The 18,149-nt window shown below is 39.2% G+C and carries 21 protein-coding genes and 1 other annotated feature; all 21 genes read right to left on the reverse strand.

The genetic code is table 11. The annotated features are described in order from the left end of the window. Positions 1–56 precede the first annotated feature (56 nt). Positions 57–1,343 carry a GTPase ObgE gene (obgE, locus tag FCJ93_RS17255; RefSeq protein ID WP_137744263.1) on the reverse strand — a complete coding sequence of 429 codons (1,287 nt, stop codon included), beginning with the start codon at positions 1,341–1,343 and terminating at the stop codon, positions 57–59. 86 nt (positions 1,344–1,429) lie between these two features. Continuing rightward, positions 1,430–1,972 carry a sporulation initiation phosphotransferase B gene (locus tag FCJ93_RS17260; RefSeq protein WP_137744264.1) on the reverse strand — a complete coding sequence of 181 codons (543 nt, stop codon included), beginning with the start codon at positions 1,970–1,972 and terminating at the stop codon, positions 1,430–1,432. A 280-nt stretch (positions 1,973–2,252) separates the two neighbouring features. Further along, positions 2,253–2,543: a 50S ribosomal protein L27 gene (gene rpmA, locus FCJ93_RS17265; protein ID WP_095307263.1), complete on the reverse strand. Its 291-nt coding sequence runs from the start codon at positions 2,541–2,543 to the stop codon at positions 2,253–2,255. 13 nt (positions 2,544–2,556) lie between these two features. Continuing rightward, complete coding sequence (locus FCJ93_RS17270) at positions 2,557–2,889, reverse strand: ribosomal-processing cysteine protease Prp (protein ID WP_095307267.1); 333 nt, start codon at positions 2,887–2,889, stop codon at positions 2,557–2,559. 11 nt (positions 2,890–2,900) lie between these two features. Next, positions 2,901–3,209, reverse strand: coding sequence for a 50S ribosomal protein L21 (gene rplU / locus FCJ93_RS17275; RefSeq protein ID WP_095307271.1), 309 nt, complete (start codon positions 3,207–3,209; stop codon positions 2,901–2,903). 13 nt (positions 3,210–3,222) lie between these two features. Beyond that, positions 3,223–3,377, reverse strand: a sequence feature (ribosomal protein L21 leader region). A 73-nt stretch (positions 3,378–3,450) separates the two neighbouring features. After that, positions 3,451–4,908: an Rne/Rng family ribonuclease gene (locus FCJ93_RS17280; protein ID WP_137744265.1), complete on the reverse strand. Its 1,458-nt coding sequence runs from the start codon at positions 4,906–4,908 to the stop codon at positions 3,451–3,453. Between the two features lie 63 nt (positions 4,909–4,971). After that, complete coding sequence (locus tag FCJ93_RS17285) at positions 4,972–5,838, reverse strand: M50 family metallopeptidase (protein WP_095307281.1); 867 nt, start codon at positions 5,836–5,838, stop codon at positions 4,972–4,974. Then, positions 5,831–6,598 (reverse strand): M23 family metallopeptidase, encoded by a 768-nt coding sequence (locus FCJ93_RS17290; RefSeq protein ID WP_095307285.1) that lies wholly within the window; start codon positions 6,596–6,598, stop codon positions 5,831–5,833. Before FCJ93_RS17290 ends, FCJ93_RS17285 begins: the two co-directional genes overlap by 8 nt. Before the next feature lie 169 nt (positions 6,599–6,767). Continuing rightward, positions 6,768–7,571, reverse strand: a complete 804-nt coding sequence (gene minD / locus FCJ93_RS17295) for a septum site-determining protein MinD (RefSeq protein WP_095307289.1) — start codon at positions 7,569–7,571, stop codon at positions 6,768–6,770. Position 7,572: 1 nt separating this feature from the next. Next, positions 7,573–8,253, reverse strand: coding sequence for a septum site-determining protein MinC (gene minC / locus FCJ93_RS17300; protein ID WP_095307294.1), 681 nt, complete (start codon positions 8,251–8,253; stop codon positions 7,573–7,575). Between the two features lie 564 nt (positions 8,254–8,817). Next, complete coding sequence (mreD, locus tag FCJ93_RS17305; protein ID WP_095307299.1) at positions 8,818–9,336, reverse strand: rod shape-determining protein MreD; 519 nt, start codon at positions 9,334–9,336, stop codon at positions 8,818–8,820. Next, positions 9,333–10,217, reverse strand: coding sequence for a rod shape-determining protein MreC (mreC, locus tag FCJ93_RS17310; RefSeq protein ID WP_095307304.1), 885 nt, complete (start codon positions 10,215–10,217; stop codon positions 9,333–9,335). Before mreC ends, mreD begins: the two co-directional genes overlap by 4 nt. A 115-nt stretch (positions 10,218–10,332) precedes the next feature. Next, entirely contained in the window at positions 10,333–11,355 is a 1,023-nt protein-coding gene (locus FCJ93_RS17315; RefSeq protein WP_095307309.1) for a rod shape-determining protein, read from the reverse strand. A gap of 230 nt (positions 11,356–11,585) precedes the next feature. Next, positions 11,586–12,278 (reverse strand): RadC family protein, encoded by a 693-nt coding sequence (gene radC, locus FCJ93_RS17320; RefSeq protein WP_235879533.1) that lies wholly within the window; start codon positions 12,276–12,278, stop codon positions 11,586–11,588. Positions 12,279–12,312: 34 nt separating this feature from the next. Continuing rightward, entirely contained in the window at positions 12,313–12,885 is a 573-nt protein-coding gene (locus FCJ93_RS17325; RefSeq protein WP_095307754.1) for a Maf family protein, read from the reverse strand. Between the two features lie 353 nt (positions 12,886–13,238). Continuing rightward, entirely contained in the window at positions 13,239–14,285 is a 1,047-nt protein-coding gene (locus tag FCJ93_RS17330; RefSeq protein WP_095307320.1) for a hypothetical protein, read from the reverse strand. A 176-nt stretch (positions 14,286–14,461) separates the two neighbouring features. Further along, positions 14,462–15,196, reverse strand: coding sequence for a hypothetical protein (locus FCJ93_RS17335; protein WP_137744266.1), 735 nt, complete (start codon positions 15,194–15,196; stop codon positions 14,462–14,464). Then, positions 15,193–15,840, reverse strand: a complete 648-nt coding sequence (locus tag FCJ93_RS17340; protein ID WP_095307331.1) for a PilN domain-containing protein — start codon at positions 15,838–15,840, stop codon at positions 15,193–15,195. Before FCJ93_RS17340 ends, FCJ93_RS17335 begins: the two co-directional genes overlap by 4 nt. Before the next feature lie 3 nt (positions 15,841–15,843). Next, positions 15,844–16,824 carry a type IV pilus biogenesis protein PilM gene (gene pilM, locus FCJ93_RS17345; protein WP_137744267.1) on the reverse strand — a complete coding sequence of 327 codons (981 nt, stop codon included), beginning with the start codon at positions 16,822–16,824 and terminating at the stop codon, positions 15,844–15,846. Positions 16,825–16,837: 13 nt separating this feature from the next. Continuing rightward, positions 16,838–17,590, reverse strand: coding sequence for a prepilin peptidase (locus tag FCJ93_RS17350; protein ID WP_211344133.1), 753 nt, complete (start codon positions 17,588–17,590; stop codon positions 16,838–16,840). 31 nt (positions 17,591–17,621) lie between these two features. Further along, positions 17,622–18,038, reverse strand: coding sequence for a prepilin-type N-terminal cleavage/methylation domain-containing protein (locus FCJ93_RS17355; protein ID WP_137744268.1), 417 nt, complete (start codon positions 18,036–18,038; stop codon positions 17,622–17,624). Positions 18,039–18,149 lie beyond the last annotated feature (111 nt).

The raw sequence follows: 18,149 nt of genomic DNA on the forward strand, positions 1-18,149 counted from the left end.
CCCCATTAGAAAAGGGTAAACGTCAAAGTTCTTGAACGTCTCCTTTTCGAGAAAATTTAATCAAGAAATTCAAATTCATAATCTAACAGCTTAACCGTATCTCCGCTCTGAATGCCTCTTTCTCTCAACGCATCATCAACGCCCATTCCTCTAAGCTGTCTAGCGAAACGGCGCACCGATTCATCGCGCGAAAAATCGGTCATTTTAAATAATCGCTCAACCGCATCTCCAGAAACCACAAAGCTGCCGTCAGGATCACGGGTAATCACAAACTCTTTTTGGTCTGCTTCATGCTTATAAAGTACACGATTAATATCTGTTTCTTCTTCATGTACAAGAGGAAACTCTGGTGTTTCTTCGATTTTATCAGCAACTGCAAATAAAAGATCTCTTAATCCTTGCCGTGTCAGAGCAGAGATTGGAAATACCGGATAATCCTCTTCCAGCTGTTCTTTAAACGTTGCCAGATTTTCCTCCGCATCCGGCATGTCCATTTTATTCGCTACAATTATTTGTGGCCGCTCCGTCAACCGTAAATTATATTCTTTTAATTCATTATTAATCGTTTTATAGTCCTCGTACGGATCTCTTCCTTCTGTTGCCGCCATATCAATGACATGAACAATCACTCTAGTTCTTTCTATATGACGTAAAAATTGATGCCCTAACCCTACTCCGGAGTGTGCTCCTTCAATCAAACCTGGAAGATCGGCCATAACAAAGCTTCTTCCATCCTCTGTCTCCACCATACCAAGATTCGGAGCAATCGTTGTAAAATGATAATCGGCAATCTTTGGCTTCGCAGCCGATACGACAGAAAGCAAAGTTGACTTTCCAACACTTGGAAATCCAACTAACCCTACGTCGGCAAGAAGCTTCAATTCAAGAACGACTTCTTTTTCAATGCCTGGTTCCCCATGTTCAGACAGCTCTGGTGCCGGGTTAGCCGGTGTTGCAAACCTAGTATTGCCACGCCCGCCTCGACCACCGTGAGCAATCACCGCTCTTTGGCCATGCTCCGTCAAGTCAGCGATCACTTCCATCGTCTCCGCATCGGTCACAACTGTACCTGGTGGAACTTTGACAATCATATCTTTTGCATTGCGGCCATGCTGATTTTTTGACATCCCATGTTCGCCACGAGGTGCCTTAAAATGACGCTTATAACGGAAGTCCATGAGCGTTCTAAGTCCTTCTTCCACTTCAAAAATAACGTCCGCGCCTTTACCTCCGTCTCCCCCCGCTGGGCCGCCCTTCGGCACATATTTCTCACGGCGAAAGGCAACCATTCCGTTGCCTCCGTCTCCGCCTTTTACATATATCTTAACTTGATCTACAAACATTTTTGTCCTCCCATCTGCAGTAGATGTGTCCTTATGTAAAGTGATTCGGCGAGATGCAGCCGTCATCACTTTAGCAAATTTTTATATTATTGATATGGCATATATACTTCAATAGAGAGTTCGTGCTCTGAAAGCTCGTGCACTGTTTTTGCAACGATTGATTGCTGTTGAAGAAAACGCTCTATATGTTCAATATTTGTTATTATTCCTCGAAAATCAAAAAAGAAACCGATCCCTGTTTCTTGTCTTTCAATTGTTACTGATAAATGATTTTCATGGAATGCCTTAATGACTTGATCCAATTCCTCTAAAAAAGTGTTTGTCCAATTGGTCAATACATCATCCTTAACGAGATGACCTGATGATAAATTTGGTTCCCCGACAATTTCATACTCTAAGTGAATTGAATGACTTTCCCAATTATATGTAAGGAGCAGTGTGGCAAATTGAGGAATGTTCAGGTTGGATAGAATTGATTCTTGTCTTGTTTCGACGACAATTTCATCAATAATTTCTTTCACACGATCCATTTTGTTTAAAGACAAATTCCCTTTAATTAATTGAATTTTATTAAGCCAATCATGCCTTGCATGTCGCAAAAGCTCAATCGTATCCCACTCTTTTTTCATAAAAGCACTCCTAAACAAACGAACTGAAACCTTCTTCTTGCTAGTATATCAAAATAACCAGTATGTGGGGACAAATATGGATGAAAATTTGATTTATCGGTCGTTATGTAAAAATATCGGTCTTAAATTAAATATATCAGTCTTCGTGCATATTTATCGGTCTTAAAATTTTTTTATCGGTCAAAAATCGAATTTATCGGTCAAAATGATCTTTGCTTCCACTTCTCGTTAAAACTCAAAAAAACTCCAACCAAAAACGGTTAGAGTTTTTTTAAAAGAATTAAGCTTCTTGAGCTACTGGGTACACGCTCACTTGCTTGCGGTCACGTCCTACGCGTTCAAACTTAACAACGCCATCCACTTTCGCGAATAGAGTGTCGTCTCCACCTTTACCAACGTTAACACCTGGATAAATCTTTGTTCCACGTTGACGATAAAGGATTGAACCACCAGTTACGAACTGACCATCTGCACGCTTAGCACCAAGGCGCTTTGCGATTGAGTCACGACCGTTCTTTGTAGAACCTACTCCCTTTTTAGAAGCGAAAAACTGAAGATCTAATCTTAACATTTTGTTCCACCTCCTACTTTTTGAAGGTTATTTTTATATGCTTTCCATAATCTCTTTCAATCGTCTGTAAACTCACAATCATCCCTTCAAGCAATAGCTGTACCTTCTCTTGTACGTCTTTCGTGAGATTATCTGGAATGACGCAGCGGAGAAAGCCTGACTCACCTTGCTCGATTTCTGGTTCTACTCCAGTTAATGCGATAATGGAATTAATCGCTCCGATAGAAACAGCAGAAGCTCCTGCACAAACAATGTCATTTCCTTTGTTGGCAAAGAGGGCATGACCACTAATCGTAAACGATTGTACTCGTCCAGATTCAGTACGATAAATCGTTGTTTGAATCATCATAAACCGCCTTACGCGTTGATTTTTTCAATTACAACTTTTGTGTATGGCTGACGATGACCTTGCTTTTTGTGATAGTTTTTCTTCGCTTTGTATTTGAAAACAATGATCTTCTTAGCGCGACCTTGCTTTTCAACTTTAGCTGTAACTGTTGCACCTTCAACAACTGGGCTACCAACTTTAACGTTTTCGCCACCAACGAATAAAACTTTATCAAATGTAACTGTTTCGCCTGCTTCAGCGTTTAGCTTTTCAATGTAGATGGCTTGACCTTCTTCTACTTTGATTTGCTTACCACCAGTTTCGATAATTGCGTACATGAACTGCACCTCCTCTTAGACTCAGACTCGCCATCACAGGTGACTCGAAAAGCGATAAAGGCCATTTTATAAGACGATCCCCGACTGTCGATGGATTGACTTATGGCAATCACAGCTTGATATAAATGAGTAATCTTTATAACCTGATCTGTGCGGTTGTAGCACGGGTGCGCTACAAACATAACATGAAAATATTATCATAGTCCGACTGTAAGTGTCAACACGAAAAATGCACCGTTGCTTAGCCGGTAATCGCAATATTCTTTTTCTCGCCAATCTGTTTAATACGATAATATGGCTTCGGTCCTTCTTCAATTGTAAAATAAAGCTCAATCCCGCAAGCGTTCTCTAAAAGTTTCTGCTCACTTCCATTTTCTCCGGCAAAAATGCTTCTAACATCCTCAGTAGCTTCGATTAACACCGCCTCTATATCCTTTCCTCTGAACTGTAATAGCTCCCGTTCCAAACGAAAGGCGACTGTTTCTGCACTGAGTACCTGCCCGTTTCCTTCGCACACTTGACAGGGGCTAAGCAGTGTTTCCTTAAGGGGAATCCGCGTTTTCATTCTCGTCATCTGCAAAATCCCTAATGGTGTGAAGCCGACGACTCTCGTTCTTCTCTCATCCCGACCGAGAGCAGTCTCCAACCTTTTTCTTACTTGTGTTCGTGCCTCTTCTGTTTTCATATCAATAAAGTCAACAAGAATCATCCCTGCTAAATTTCGAAGGCGAATTTGTCGGGCAATCTCATCCGCTGCCACAAGATTCGTCATGGTAACTGTGTCTTGAGGATTATGCTTTCCGGAAAACTGACCGGTATTTACATCAATTACTGTTAACGCCTCAGTCTCATCAAACACTAAATAAGCTCCGTTTTCCAACCACACTACTTTTCTTAAAGCGTTCTCAATCTCATGGTCCAATCGATAAATTGAAAAAATATCTTCTCTCTGATGATGTTGATAAATAAGCTCCACATGAAGGCAAACCGCTTCAAGTTCCTGTTTCAGCTCAAACGTGTCAACGACAACTCTGCCTGAATTTAAGGTTGAAATGACTGCTTTTACCTCTTCTAAAAAGAAATCACGCTTCATAACTAAGCCTGGTTTCTTCATCAGCTTCGAAGTTTGCACCATTTTTTCATACATCGTTCGCAGTTGCTCCAATTCAACAATTACATCCTCCTTGAAACACTCTGAACAAGCTGTACGAAAAAAAAGTCCTTCATCCCTCTGCTTGAGCTCATTACCAAGCTGACGCCATTCTTCCCGTATGGTTTGATCAGCCATTTTCTTCGATACGGCCACAAATTTCCCTTGCGGTGCATAAACGATTCTATCCCCACCAAGCTCAATGATTCCAGTCACCCTTGGTCCCTTGCTTCTGGCCATACCCTTTTCTACCTGAACAAGGATTTTTTCACCTTGATGAAGATAAGCAGCGATGCTTTTATTTTTATCTTCTTTCGACACGAAAAAAGCCGGGAGTTTATCCCGGTGTAAAAAGCCTTTCTTTTCAAGACCGATATCAATAAAAGCAGCGTTCAGGCCCGGCAAAACCTTCTCAACAATTCCTAAATAGATCGAACCTACAATTGAACGGTGCTGTGGCTGTTCAACAACAAGTTTTTCCAATTTATGATCTTTAATGAATGCATACCTTTTTTCTCTACCCATTCCATTTACGACTACAGTATTCACGAAAAAAACTCCTTACCTGCTTCATTCACCTTATTATCCAATAGCCCAGCGATTTTCTCAAATTTAATAAGGGTACAGCAAATCACCAATTTTAGCAGTAATTTGCTTTTCTGCAAAATAAGCATGAAGAAGTTCATTTTCATCTAGAGAACCCGTTTCATTGCCATCCTTCTCAACGATAATCGGATGCTTACAGCCCCGTTGAAAACGTTCTAGCACATGAATGACAAGCTCATCAGCCTCAACAATAAGCGGCTTAAGCTTACGTAACTCATTTTTCTTCCCATAATACCTTTCCATTAAAAAGCGAATAAAGATATAACGACTTTGCTTCCACTCATAACGTAAAGTAAAAATAATATAGGAAACAACGATCCATAAATTTAAATTGATTGGTTCAATCATTAGCATAAAACAGGTAAAAACAAATACAACGATAATCGAAATGATTAATGTCAGCTTAAAGGCCTTTGGAAAGGATTCTCTTAATGACAGCCATAAAAAAATAAATTTCCCCCCATCAAGCGGCCAAATAGGAAGCAAATTAAACATTAAGATCATTAGATTAAATTGAATAAAGTGGGTAAAAATAAATTCAGACATCACTCCAGCCTTATTCAAAAGCAAAGCGGCTGCTATTAACCAAAGATGCTGAATCGGGCCGGCTAAAGTAACAATGGCCTCTTCCTTAAGCGGGCGATTCCCGTGCTCATCCATTTCCGCTACTCCCCCGAAGGGTAGAATTGAAATTTTTTTCACGCGCCACGAAAAAAAAGAAGCGGCAGCCGCATGTCCCAGCTCATGGATGAAAATGATCAAGAGTAAAAGAGAAAGTTCAATAAAATGCGCTGTCATAACCGCTATCGCAACAACACCCCATAATAATGGATGGATATATATTTTTCGAAAAAGGGAAAGAAAGTTAGTCAAATTGGATCACCTGGATGGGGTCAATAAAGTCATCCCCTTTTTTAATGGCAAAATAAAAAACGCCCTTCGCTCCATCTCCAGCATCTGCTGCCGTGCCAACACTTGTTCCTTTTTTTATAAATTCATACAATGTAACATCAATCGATTCAAGGTTGCCATACCATGTTTCGCTTTTATCGGCATGCTGAATAATGACCGTTTTACCGAAGCCTTCCTCATGGCCTACATAACTGACTCTTCCTTCACTCATCGCTGTAACTGCAGCGCCTTTTTCCGTTTCGATGGAAACCTTTTGACCGTCCTCTGCAAATTCCTCTAATATTCGTGCTGCCGCAGGTAAAGCATACTCCTGAATTCCGTCGGATTCTGGTTCTTCATTGCGCTCAAATGGCAAAAGAGCCAACGGCTTGCCAAATTTATTTTCATACCAATCTGCCACCGCCGCAAATTGAAAATCATGCTCCAATGATTTTGTGACAAAGCTCTTTACTGGCTGCAATGATTCTCCGCCACTGCGGAAAATAATGGCGACAATGAGCACAAGACAAGCCGAAGCCAATATTTTAAACAAAAAAAATTCTTTATTAAATAGTGGATGACCACTTTCTCCTGGATCACTTTCATAAGAGGGGAATTTTTCAAATCCATATTTTTCTTCCTCTTCGACAACGAAAAATTGCTCATTTACATGCTTCGTCATTCTTTCCCTTTCACGTTTTCGTTTCGCTATCCTTTTTCTAATATCATCCGCTCTAGACATGTCCCCACCAATCCCTTATCTAGTTTGTACAAGTGTATGAGTTGTCCACGTCATATATGACAAGAAAAATCAGAAGTAAAAAGAGCTCACTCCTCCCAATCATTAATGAAGCTAAAAACAGAGCATCAAAAAAGAACCGAGCTTAACCTCAGTTCTTACATATGTATATTTACTTCACACCAAAAAATTTCTTCAATTTAGAAAAAACACCCTTGTCCTCTTCACCTAATGGCTGTAAAGGAACGGATTCTCCTAAAATGCGCCGGGCAATATTCCGGTAGGCAATTGACGCCTTGCTATTGGGGTTTAAAGCGATCGGTTCACCATGATTTGATGCCTTAATGACCTCATCATCGTCTGCAACAATGCCAATTAATTCAATCGATAAATGGGTTGTAATTTCATCAACATCCAGCATATCACCATTTTTTATTAAATGGTTACGAATGCGATTAATCACTAGTTTAGGAGATTCTACATTTTCTTCTTTTTCAAGAAGTCCGATAATTCGATCTGCATCACGAACTGCCGAAACTTCTGGAGTGGTAACTACGATCGCCTTATCTGCTCCTGCTACTGCATTTTTGTAGCCTTGTTCAATTCCGGCTGGGCAGTCAATGATAATATAGTCATAATCCTGTTTCAGAGATTCTACCAGAACTTTCATTTGTTCTGGCTCAACCGCTGTTTTATCGCTTGTTTGTGCTGCTGGCAGCAAATAAAGAAGATCCTCAAAACGCTTGTCCTTGACGAGGGCTTGATGAATTTTGCAACGGCCTTGAATAACATCCACTAAGTCATAGATAATTCGATTTTCCAGCCCCATAACGACGTCCAAATTTCGCAAACCAATATCTGTATCTACCAAACAAACTCTTTTTCCTTGAAGAGCCAAAGCTGTACCTATATTAGCCGAAGTGGTTGTTTTACCAACCCCGCCTTTACCCGATGTTATAACGATTGCTTCCCCCACTTTAGAATCCTCCTTCCAATCTTGTTAAATTTGGTCTAAGATGCATCAAAACTTGTAATCTATCAATAATAATTTGTTCATTTTCATCAATATACGCGCACTCCATTTCCCGTCTTTCTTCGTTTCCATGGACATCAGGAGAGCGACTGATCGCTTCATTAATTCTTAACTGAGTCGGCATCATGATCGAAGCAGAAATAATCGCGTTCGAGTTTCCATTTGCACCAGCATGAGCAATTCCTTTTAATGCTCCCATTACAAATACATTACCTCCCGCCACGACTTTGCCACCAGGATTTACATCTCCAATCAACAACAAATCTCCTGGTACTTCGAGAACTTGACCGGAGCGGACGATTCTTGCAACAGAAACAATTTCATGCTCCTCCATAATTTGTTTTGCTTCAAGCTTTGTTAAGACATTAGACTCTATCGACTCGACAACCAAATTCTTTTTTTGCCGAATCAACGTCTTAATTTCTTCCTTTTGCTCATCAGTTAAGTATCTATTTCCAGCTTTAACACTAACAGAAATTAGAGGATGCTCGTTATTCACTCTTTGATTTTCTGTCAGCTTCTCGTTTAACTCCCGTTTTAATTCCTCATAGGAGCACATGTCGTCTAAATGTAATGTTAGTCCATCTTTCGTTCCCTTTATTAGCACATTCTGAGTTTTCTTCATATCAAGATGTTCACCTCATAGAAAAGCGTAAGCTCCTGTACATTGCCATACAAACTGGCAGAACCTTTAGAAGTCCTTTGCTGCCAAAGAACTCACCTTTTTATAGAAAGGGCTTAAAGTTTGCAGGGGGCTAAACAGCTTGCGCTGAACAATTCTCCAAGTCATGCTTCAACACCTTCTTTTTATCCCTTTGAGCCAAAATATAGGTGCTTGAGCTTGGCATATATCAAGCATAACATTCATATCGTTTAATCACATACTTTTTTTATCGATGATGTTCATAAATCTTTAGGCTTTATTAGCGTGATTGTTTTGATCTGATAATTGTTCTGCCTCGGGTAAAAGGAGGGAGAACGCGCTGTCAAGCCTGCAGAAAGATATACAGACAACTGAGCAAAAAGCAGCCATATTATCTTTAAGAAACAAGGTCTGTATCAGATATTCGACAAATACAACAAATATTCCTTTAATAAATACGTTGTTTTCAAAGAGATTATAGTTTCTTCGAAAACTCCCGTTAGTAACACTTACCTATTTTTGTAAAAAAAAGTATGGCTAATTATGTTACTCTGCTTTTAATGATTGAGCATATTTCTCAAAGTGCCGTTTAAGCGGATAAGCAAAAATAATAATAAACGCCAAATTTAATATTAATGTTGGCACCCATCTTAAATCGACAAACATGGAAAAAACCATATCTGTTTTGTTGATTAAAAACGTTAATTCATAGACACAGAGCTCCAATAGGGCAACCCCCAGTAACGAAACAACTGCAATAACGACAATGTTCGCTTGCAGTAGTCGCATCACTTTTGAAGTCAAATAAGCAATGAAAGGGAATAAAAATAAGTAAACTCCAATTATTTCCGTATAAACGACATCAAACAATAGTCCAAAAACGAGAGCGTAAATCAGTCCGTGATTTCGATTACCATAAAGAGTCAAAAAGATAATAGCAATCATCAAAAAACGGGGAACTAGAATGCGATCGCTATTAAACATCTCAGCTGGAAGAGATTGAACAAAGATACTTTCCAACATAAAGAAAAAAATGAATAAGAGAGGAAGAAGAAATTTTCTCACAGCTCCTCCTCCTCATCATCGACCATATCACTTAAATTTGGCTGATCCATCACTCTCTTTACAACCATAACATTTCTAATATTATAAAAGTTTGCTCCTGGTTTCACATATGCAGTTTGATTAAGACCAAATTCATCAGGTTCAACATCCACTACTTCTCCAATTGACAAGTTCTGAGGGAATATTCCACCTAATCCGGATGTAACAACCTTTTGTTGTTTTTCAACTTTGGCATCATAAGGAATCCGCTTAAGCTTTAACAGCTCCCGATCAACGTCATAGCCCTCGATCGTCCCAAAATATTCTTCATTCCCTTTAATCTCAGCGGAGATTCGATTCGTTGGATCCATTGCACTTAATAATTGGATCGTGGCCGTAAATTGTTGTGTACTTTTCACTTTCCCGATTAAGTATCCATTGGACGAAACAACTGCCATATTTTGTTCGATTCCATTGACTTCGCCCTTATTAATAATGATAATTTCATGCCAACGATCTGGGTTGCGCCCAATAACCGTTGCTTGTATAGGCTCATAATCTCGAAGGCTTTCTTTTTCACCTAAAATCTCCCGAAGTTCTTCATTTTCCTTTTCTAGTTGTTGTACATCTGCCTCAAGCTTCGCAAGCTTATCTAACCGAGATTTCAATTCCTTATTTTCTGAATATGTATTTTGGAGATCTTTCACATTTTCAAAGAAATCGGTTACGTAGCCCTGTGGCTTTGCAAAAACATTTTGTATCCATCCGGTTGCATCCTTCAAAAATTGCTCTGGCACAGTTAATTCTTCTCGTTCTCTTAAGGAAAATCCAATTAATGCCACGAGAATAATAATGCTGACAAGCAAAAAAATCAGGCGTTTATTCAAAAAGAATTGTGGCATATACTACACCTCATTTTTTACAATATTCATAGAGCTATTTATAATAAATCGAGTACATGATGATCAATCGCAAATGAATTCACTTGCGATTGATCTCTAAAGAAATGGGTATAGACTAGCGTGATTCCTTTGCCCGATTTTTAAATAAGTTGATATTATCTAACGCCTTTCCTGTTCCAATCGCTACACAATCAAGTGGATTTTCGGCAATTAATACAGGCATATTCGTTTCTTCACTAATAACCCGATCAAGATTGCGCAGTAAAGCGCCGCCTCCAGTTAATACAATGCCGCGATCCATAATATCTGCCGCCAATTCTGGAGGCGTTTTTTCAAGCGTTACTTTCACAGCATCCACAATAGCCTCCACAGTATCTCGAAGAGCGTGTGAAATTTCCAAAGGAGTAATTTCGATTGTTTTCGGCAAACCCGTTAATAAATCACGACCACGAATTTCCATGTTATCGATGCCTTCTGGCTCTCCAGCACTACCAATTTCCACTTTAATCGTCTCTGAAGTCCGATCACCAATCATTAAATTATACGTTTTTCTTATGTAGCTCACGATTGCATCGTCCATTTCATCACCAGCAACACGCACGGACTGACTTGTAACGATTCCGCCAAGGGAAATAATCGCCACTTCCGTCGTTCCTCCGCCGATATCAACAACCATGCTTCCTGTTGGTTCCCATACAGGAAGATTGGCTCCAATTGCTGCAGCAAAAGGCTCTTCAATTGTATAGGCATCCTTCGCACCCGCTTGACGAGTCGCATCAATAACGGCTCGTTCCTCCACTGCTGTAATCCCTGACGGAACACACACCATTATATATGGCTTCCCAGAAAATAAGCCCTTTGCTTTTGTCGCTTGCTTAATATAATATTTCATCATTGTTGCAGTCGTTTCATAGTCAGCGATTACGCCATCCTTCATTGGTCGTAGCGCAACAACATTACCTGGTGTTCTTCCGATCATATTTTTCGCATCGTTTCCAACAGCGACAATTTGCTTTGTATCTGTTTGTAAAGCGACAACAGAAGGCTCGCGTACGACAACACCTTTTCCTTTCACATATACAAGGGTATTTGCTGTACCCAAATCTATCCCAAGGTCTTTAGTTCCAATACCTAACATTGTTGTATCTCCCTTTCTGAAACAAATCGTTTAACACCATTATTCGTGTCCTGATTAAGTGTTTATCCATTTTTTTATTAACTAAAATTGACTTTGAAGCACGAGTGATCGTGCAAAAGTCACAAGCATTATTATAGCTCAACAAATGTCAAAATCATAGTGCCATAAGGGCATATTTCATTATATATGAAATAGGGCACAAATTCATAGTAATAAGGAAATGCTCTTTCTTATAAGTATCCTTTTTCCTTCAGGCTTACAAATTTATTCTCCCCTATAATTAAATGATCTAATATTTCAATCCCAATAATTTTCCCTGCTTCGACCAAACGCTTCGTCACTTCAATATCTTCACGGCTTGGCGTAGGATCACCGGAAGGATGATTATGAAGGCAAATGACAGAGGCAGATGAGCGGCGGAGAGCTTCCTTGAAGACCTCTCTTGGATGAACGATAGAAGCATTCAAACTCCCAATAAAAATAGTTTTCTTATGCAATACTTGGTTCTTTGTATTTAGATACAAACAAACGAAATGCTCTTGTGCCAGAAAGCGCATATCATTCATGACATAATTCGCCCCATCTTCTGGGGAACGAATGATATATCGGTCGTCATAGGATAAATTAGAAATTCGCCGTCCTATTTCTACTGCTGCAAGTACCTGTATAGCTTTTGCTTTTCCTATACCTTTTATAGCAGTTATTTCATCTAACGTAGCATCTTTTAAAAGCCGTAAGCCTTCAAAATTTGTCAATAAGCGATTGGATAATTGTAGAACCGATTCCTCTTTTGTTCCCGTTCTTAACAAAATCGCAAGCAATTCATGATTTGAAAGGCTTGCTGGGCCACTTTGTTCAAATCTTTCCCTCGGTCTTTCCCCCTCAGGAAAATCTCGGATCATTAATGTTTCATCTTGCAACATGATTCCTCCTATTTACCTTGATGGCAAATGGAAGTTAGAAAGGCAAATCATATCCGAGCATGCGCAATTCTCTGATCGTTTTTGATAGCGGCAGGCCTACTACTGAGAAATAATCTCCATTAATCTTTTTAACGAGGAGCCTTCCAAAGCCTTGTATTCCATAGGCTCCTGCCTTATCCATCGGTTCTCCGGTGTTAACATAGCTATAGATTTCCTCGTCTGTTAACTCCCAAAATACCACCTCGGTTTTTTCAAAAAACTCGACGTGCTTCGTTGGACTAAAAATCGATACACCTGTATAAACAAAATGATGGCTTCCCGACAATTGCTGAAGCATTTTTGTAGCTTCGTTCTCATCATTTGGTTTTCCCAACACTTGCTCATTTGCTACCACAATTGTATCACTTCCGATCACAAAAGCTGTCGGATATCTTCGGGCAACAAATTCCGCTTTTCGTTTAGCTAGCTCCATCACAATATCTTCAGGGGTATGATCTGGATTGTAGGTCTCGTCAACATCACTGCTGCATACTTCAAATGTTAAATGTAAATTTTCTAGAAGTTCTTTTCGCCGTGGGGAAGAAGAGGCTAAAATGAGGGTCTGCATTAAATCACCTAACCTTAAGATTGTTTCAAAAAAGGATGATACAAGCTTATCGTACCAAATTCTCTTCTTAGAAACAATTTCCAAGTGAAAAAACTTCTTCCGAACTAGTCCCTTCTATTTTAAATCCTCTTATTAAGACGTTTTTCACCTATCCGAAGTTTCAATTTCCATAATTTTATGTTTTAAAAAAGAGCCAGCGCAATAATTTTTTACGCAGACTCCTTTATATCAAAACCTTTCCCTATAAATTATTTCCCAGAAAATTAATTTTCTCCGATAATGTTTGTCCATCATTTACAACACTTTTTTAAAAGCAGGGGATTTGCGCTAGGGTTGTCCACAGGACCAATTGGCTATAAAGCTTGATAAGCAGCCAGGAAATTCAAGAGGTGCTGCTGTACTTTCCCCAATGTCTTTTGCTCATGATTTTCACTATAATTGCTTAATAAGCTGGCTGCTTCCTCTAATTCCCCCTTGAGCTGCTGCAGTTGCTCATTTTGTATATTCTCAAACTCCTTCCATTCCGTTATTTGCGCAGCTAACGCGTTTATTTGTTCTGTCGCCATTGAATTGGATAGATGTGCAGTTGTACAAATTTCTAAAAGAAGCTTATATAAATTTGGAGTGGCTTCTAACAGACTGCGTTCTGATTCCTGCAATTGCGAAATTGAGCTCCCGCCAATGGCCATCTCCTTTGAAAAAGTATCTATCCCGCTTTCTTGCAAATGGCTTCCGAGCGACTTTGCATTTTCTAAATTATCTGCCACACCTACAAATAAGAAAAATTGCTTATCTATCTCCATTACTTTAGCGGGTAGTCCTTTTTCCGTCATAGCTGCAGCTTCCACATCAGCAGCGTCAGCTGTCGAAAAAACACCACCTTGAACTAAATAGCTTGTCAGTGCCGGGAGCTCTACAACAGCCTTTCCAGTGGGGCTTGCTTCTTCTTCAGGGGAGGCTTCCTCCACCGGTCCAGATACCGCTTCTGTCATGGAATCAGAAATAACCATATTTAACATTAAAATGCCAAGGGTTGTCCCTGATAAAACGGCTAAAAAAACGATTAATAATATCGATGGCACAACCCCTTTACCGCGAATATGATGGCTTTTTTTTCCACCGCTCTTTCCCTTTGATTGGCTCATTATTTTGTATTCCTGTAGTTGTTCCTGCTCCTCTACATCAGGCAAGATCCAGTCAAATTCATCATCTTCTTTCACCTGTTCTGCAGCCGACAGCTCTTGCGATGCAATCTTCTCCAGCTCTTTATATGGAGCGGAGGCGCTATTTTTTCGGTCGTGATTATCTTCCCGTTCGCCTATTTGTTTCTCTTTTTCAGTGGAGCGATCTTTCCCGTTAATTTTTATCGTAATCGTTTTTGAATTTCCTGACTTGTCCAATGATTGCCCTCCTTCCATGTCGAATGCAGGTTTGCATCAAACATATCATAAAGGCAAAAAAAAATAACAAGACTTTTGTCGTCTTGTTATAGAGATTTTCGTCAAATTTTTTAAAATGGTTATAGCAACAATCAACAGAGATCCCTGTAAAGAGATTTGCCGATACATTAGACTAACTATAGATCACCGAACTTTGGTAAAGGATTCTTCTTGTCTGCCGGTTCGGGCGTTTCCAATTTGGGTAGCTGTTCCATTAAATCTGCTAACGTCGGCATATAGAAGGCAGCGATTTTAACTTGATAGCTTAATGGTCTATCGGACTGCTCCTGCTCAATGATTTCTTCACCTGCAGTAAAATCAATAGCTTCAACAACCGTAATTCTCTCCGAATTTTCAAGATTGCTAATAAATTTTTCAAATTCAAAATAGCTTGGCGACTCCACGCTTAACGTTACGGAAATTTTTTTTACTCCAGTCGGCAATGGAAGTGTATTTTCTTCTTCTGCTGCTCGTTCTTCCTCAAGCTCTTCATCCTCATTTAGCTCTGATTGTTCAGTTTCTTCCGCGGCAAACGAAACTTCACTATTTTCAAAATTCATATTTGTAACAAAACTTCCAGAGACCACTTCTGCTTTTTCCATATCGAGGATTAATTGCTGTGATAATTCCTTGACAGGAACCATTTTTTGCAAGGAAACCGCATTTTGGAAGGTATTGGCATTTGCATCAATCGTTTTACTTTGTAAAGTAGACAATAATTGTTCTTGAGAGGCCAATTCTATTTTCTTTAATGGAATTTGCTCTATTTTTGGATACAAAACAAAAAAATAAATACTCGCAAATATGAGGATGAGGACGGCGCTAACCCCAATTATTAATATTTTTTCGTTGCGGGACAACTTTATTTTCATAGACCATCTCCCCCTTCCTCGTGGGAGCTATCACCATTTGCTTTTAATACTTCACGGTTCAACTCAATTTCAAAAAGTCCTAAATAGCGGGGAATATATTTTTCATTTTTAATGGCACGATCATCAAGCCCATCATCCGACTCGCCGAATTTTTTATCATAAAATCCAGTCACGGCGTCTAATGTCACAAGTCTTGCATCGGTAACCCAGTCCGACTCTAAAAGAGAATTTAAGTAATAAGCAGCTTCGCGGCTCATTTCAAACTGTATCGTTAATTGTAAAAATCCAGTTTCTTCATAGTTAATCGACTGAATAAATCCTCTTTCAGGGAGCAGAGCCGTTAAATTCTTTAAAATAGGGACCGTTTTGATTGGGTAGCTTTTTACCCATTTAACCGCATTTTCCAAATCAGTAATCGAGTTCGAAGATTCATAGGCTATTATTTTTTGTTGCTCACTTGCAACCAACTGTTCCGCTGTGGCTATTTGTTGCTCTATGTTTTCTAATTTATTCGTATAGGTGGCATTCATCCAAAAAGCGAATGCTCCACCAATTAAAAGAAGAAGACAGGAAATGACTATGAGCGTTAAAAGGGATTTATTTTTCGCCTCTTTTTGAGGTAATAGATTGATATCGACTAGCATTGATTACACCCCTTTTAAAGCAAGCCCTAATGCTAAATGAAATGCTTGGGGCAGCTTTGTTTCTCCTTGTTCAAAAACAATCATTTGCACAGGAACATCAAAGCGATTGTCAAGTTCAGCTTTTATTTGCTCAAGCAACGGGTGATCCCCACTAAGCAAGATTTTAGATACCTGCTTTTTCCCTTGATGCAATGAGTAGCGATAAAAGTCCATCAAGCGGTTAAGCTCTTTATAAGAATCCTCCATTTGAAAAGAAAACTGCTCTTTTTCTCCCACAAAAGCTAATTCGTATTCTCCAAAGCGATTAAGTTTCTTATCCCAATCCTCACCATTAAATTCAAGCGGAAGATGATGCATAAAAAACGGAATCGTATTTTCAAAAATACATATATTTACATCGCTTAAACCGAATTGCACGACAAGCAACGCTTCTTGTTTTTGCTCCTTTTGCAGATGGGCATAGAGACGGTATATGGCCAATGGAGAAACTTCAGCGGCAACCGGATCAAGCTTTGCTTCCATTAAAAGCTCCATATATTCCTGAACGTTTTCTTCCGGTGCAGCAAAAAGCAAAATTTCTTGTTTCTCTTCACCCCTTGAAAGAACGACTGCATCAAATACCGGCTCTTCAAAGGGGAGATGGATAGTGGAACCCAATTCTAAGTAAAGATATCCTTTCATTTCATCATCCTTTACTTCGGCAGGAATAGACACTTTCCGAATAATGACGAAAGATTCAGGAATAAGAAAGCGAACTTGGCGATTTTTCAACTTCCAATCGGTTATACATTCTTCCAATATATTACTGAGTGTTTCATAGTCAACAATTTTTCCATTGGCAATGATTCCTGTTGGCAGCAAGCGTTCTTCCCAGTGCAGTGGAATTGGCGGATTGATCTGCTTCAGCTCTACATAGCGAATGGAGTGATCATTAATAACGAGATTAACAACGCGCTTTTTTCTTGAAAATAATGTGAATTGCATATGAAACGACCCCTTAAACACCTGCTAAAAATGAGAGATAAAATGAGAGAATCGGCTCGTAAAAATAATAAGCCGTTAATGTACCAACTGCAATGAAAGGTCCAAACGGGATCGGCTTCTTCCGTTCTGTCAATTTAAACAAAATCCCGATTCCACCAACGAATGCCCCAAATAAAGTTGCTAAAAAGAAGGAGAGTAAAAATACCTTTGTTCCTACAACGAAACCAACTAAAGCAAACAGTTTAATATCTCCACCACCCATGCCGCCTCTGCTCACAATTGCGATGAGAAATAAAAGGAAGAAGGCAATCACTCCGCCGAGAAGAGAGTCCCACCACGGACTGAGAGGAAGTATGAGCCGCTCCAACAAAAAAATCCCCGCAAACACGAGTAAAACCTTATCAGGGATTAGCATATACGTAATATCGGAAACAAAAATAATCATGAAAAGAGAAATCAATGTCCAAGCCACGATAAGTTCTAACGTCCAGCCTAACAGAAGCGGAGCAGAGACAAATAACAGCCCTGTCATAAGCTCCACTATTGGGTAAAGCGGGGAAATCCTCGTCTGACATTGACGACATTTTCCCCCTTGTATTATGTAAGACAACACGGGAATTAACTCAAAGGCCCGCAGTTGATGGCTGCAGTTCGGGCATGCTGAACGCGGTGCTATAATTGATTTTTTTACTGGAACTCGGAGTCCCACTACATTAAAGAAAGAACCTAAGATGAGTCCATAAATGAATATCACGAGAATTATCATAAGTACTTATTTCCTTCACTTCATATTTAGCCTACTGACTTTTCTTTATTTCTTTATCACCTTTTTTTGCATTGTTTATATCACTAATACTTACATTAGAAAATTCGACTTCTATATTATCTTTTTCACCTTTACCTGTAATTCTAAATTCACCTTCTTTAACACTTACATTTGTATCATCTGAAAATTTAGAATTTAACTCAATATGATTCTCTAATTCCTTCAAGGTTATCGCATCATCTCCAGTTTCCGAATAATAAATCTTTGCCGAATTAATAATTTGGATCGCATCTGCTTTAACTGAATCAATTTTCGTATTTTCGATGATTTTTCCAATACTTGGAATCGCGATCGCCGCAATAATCCCTAAAATAACGATAACCGCCAATAACTCGACTAACGTTAAACCGCGTTGATTGTTTACTTGTTTTTTTACATTTTTTATCATGTAAATCTCTCCCTTTTTTCTAGTATATAAGTACTAAATACTATTATAGTTTCAACATAGTAAACTTGTAAACGCTAATCGAGTAATTATTTTGCAAAAATTTGTTAATCT

This window comes from Robertmurraya siralis (genome assembly GCF_005502275.1).
GTDB lineage: Bacteria > Bacillota > Bacilli > Bacillales > Cytobacillaceae > Robertmurraya > Robertmurraya siralis.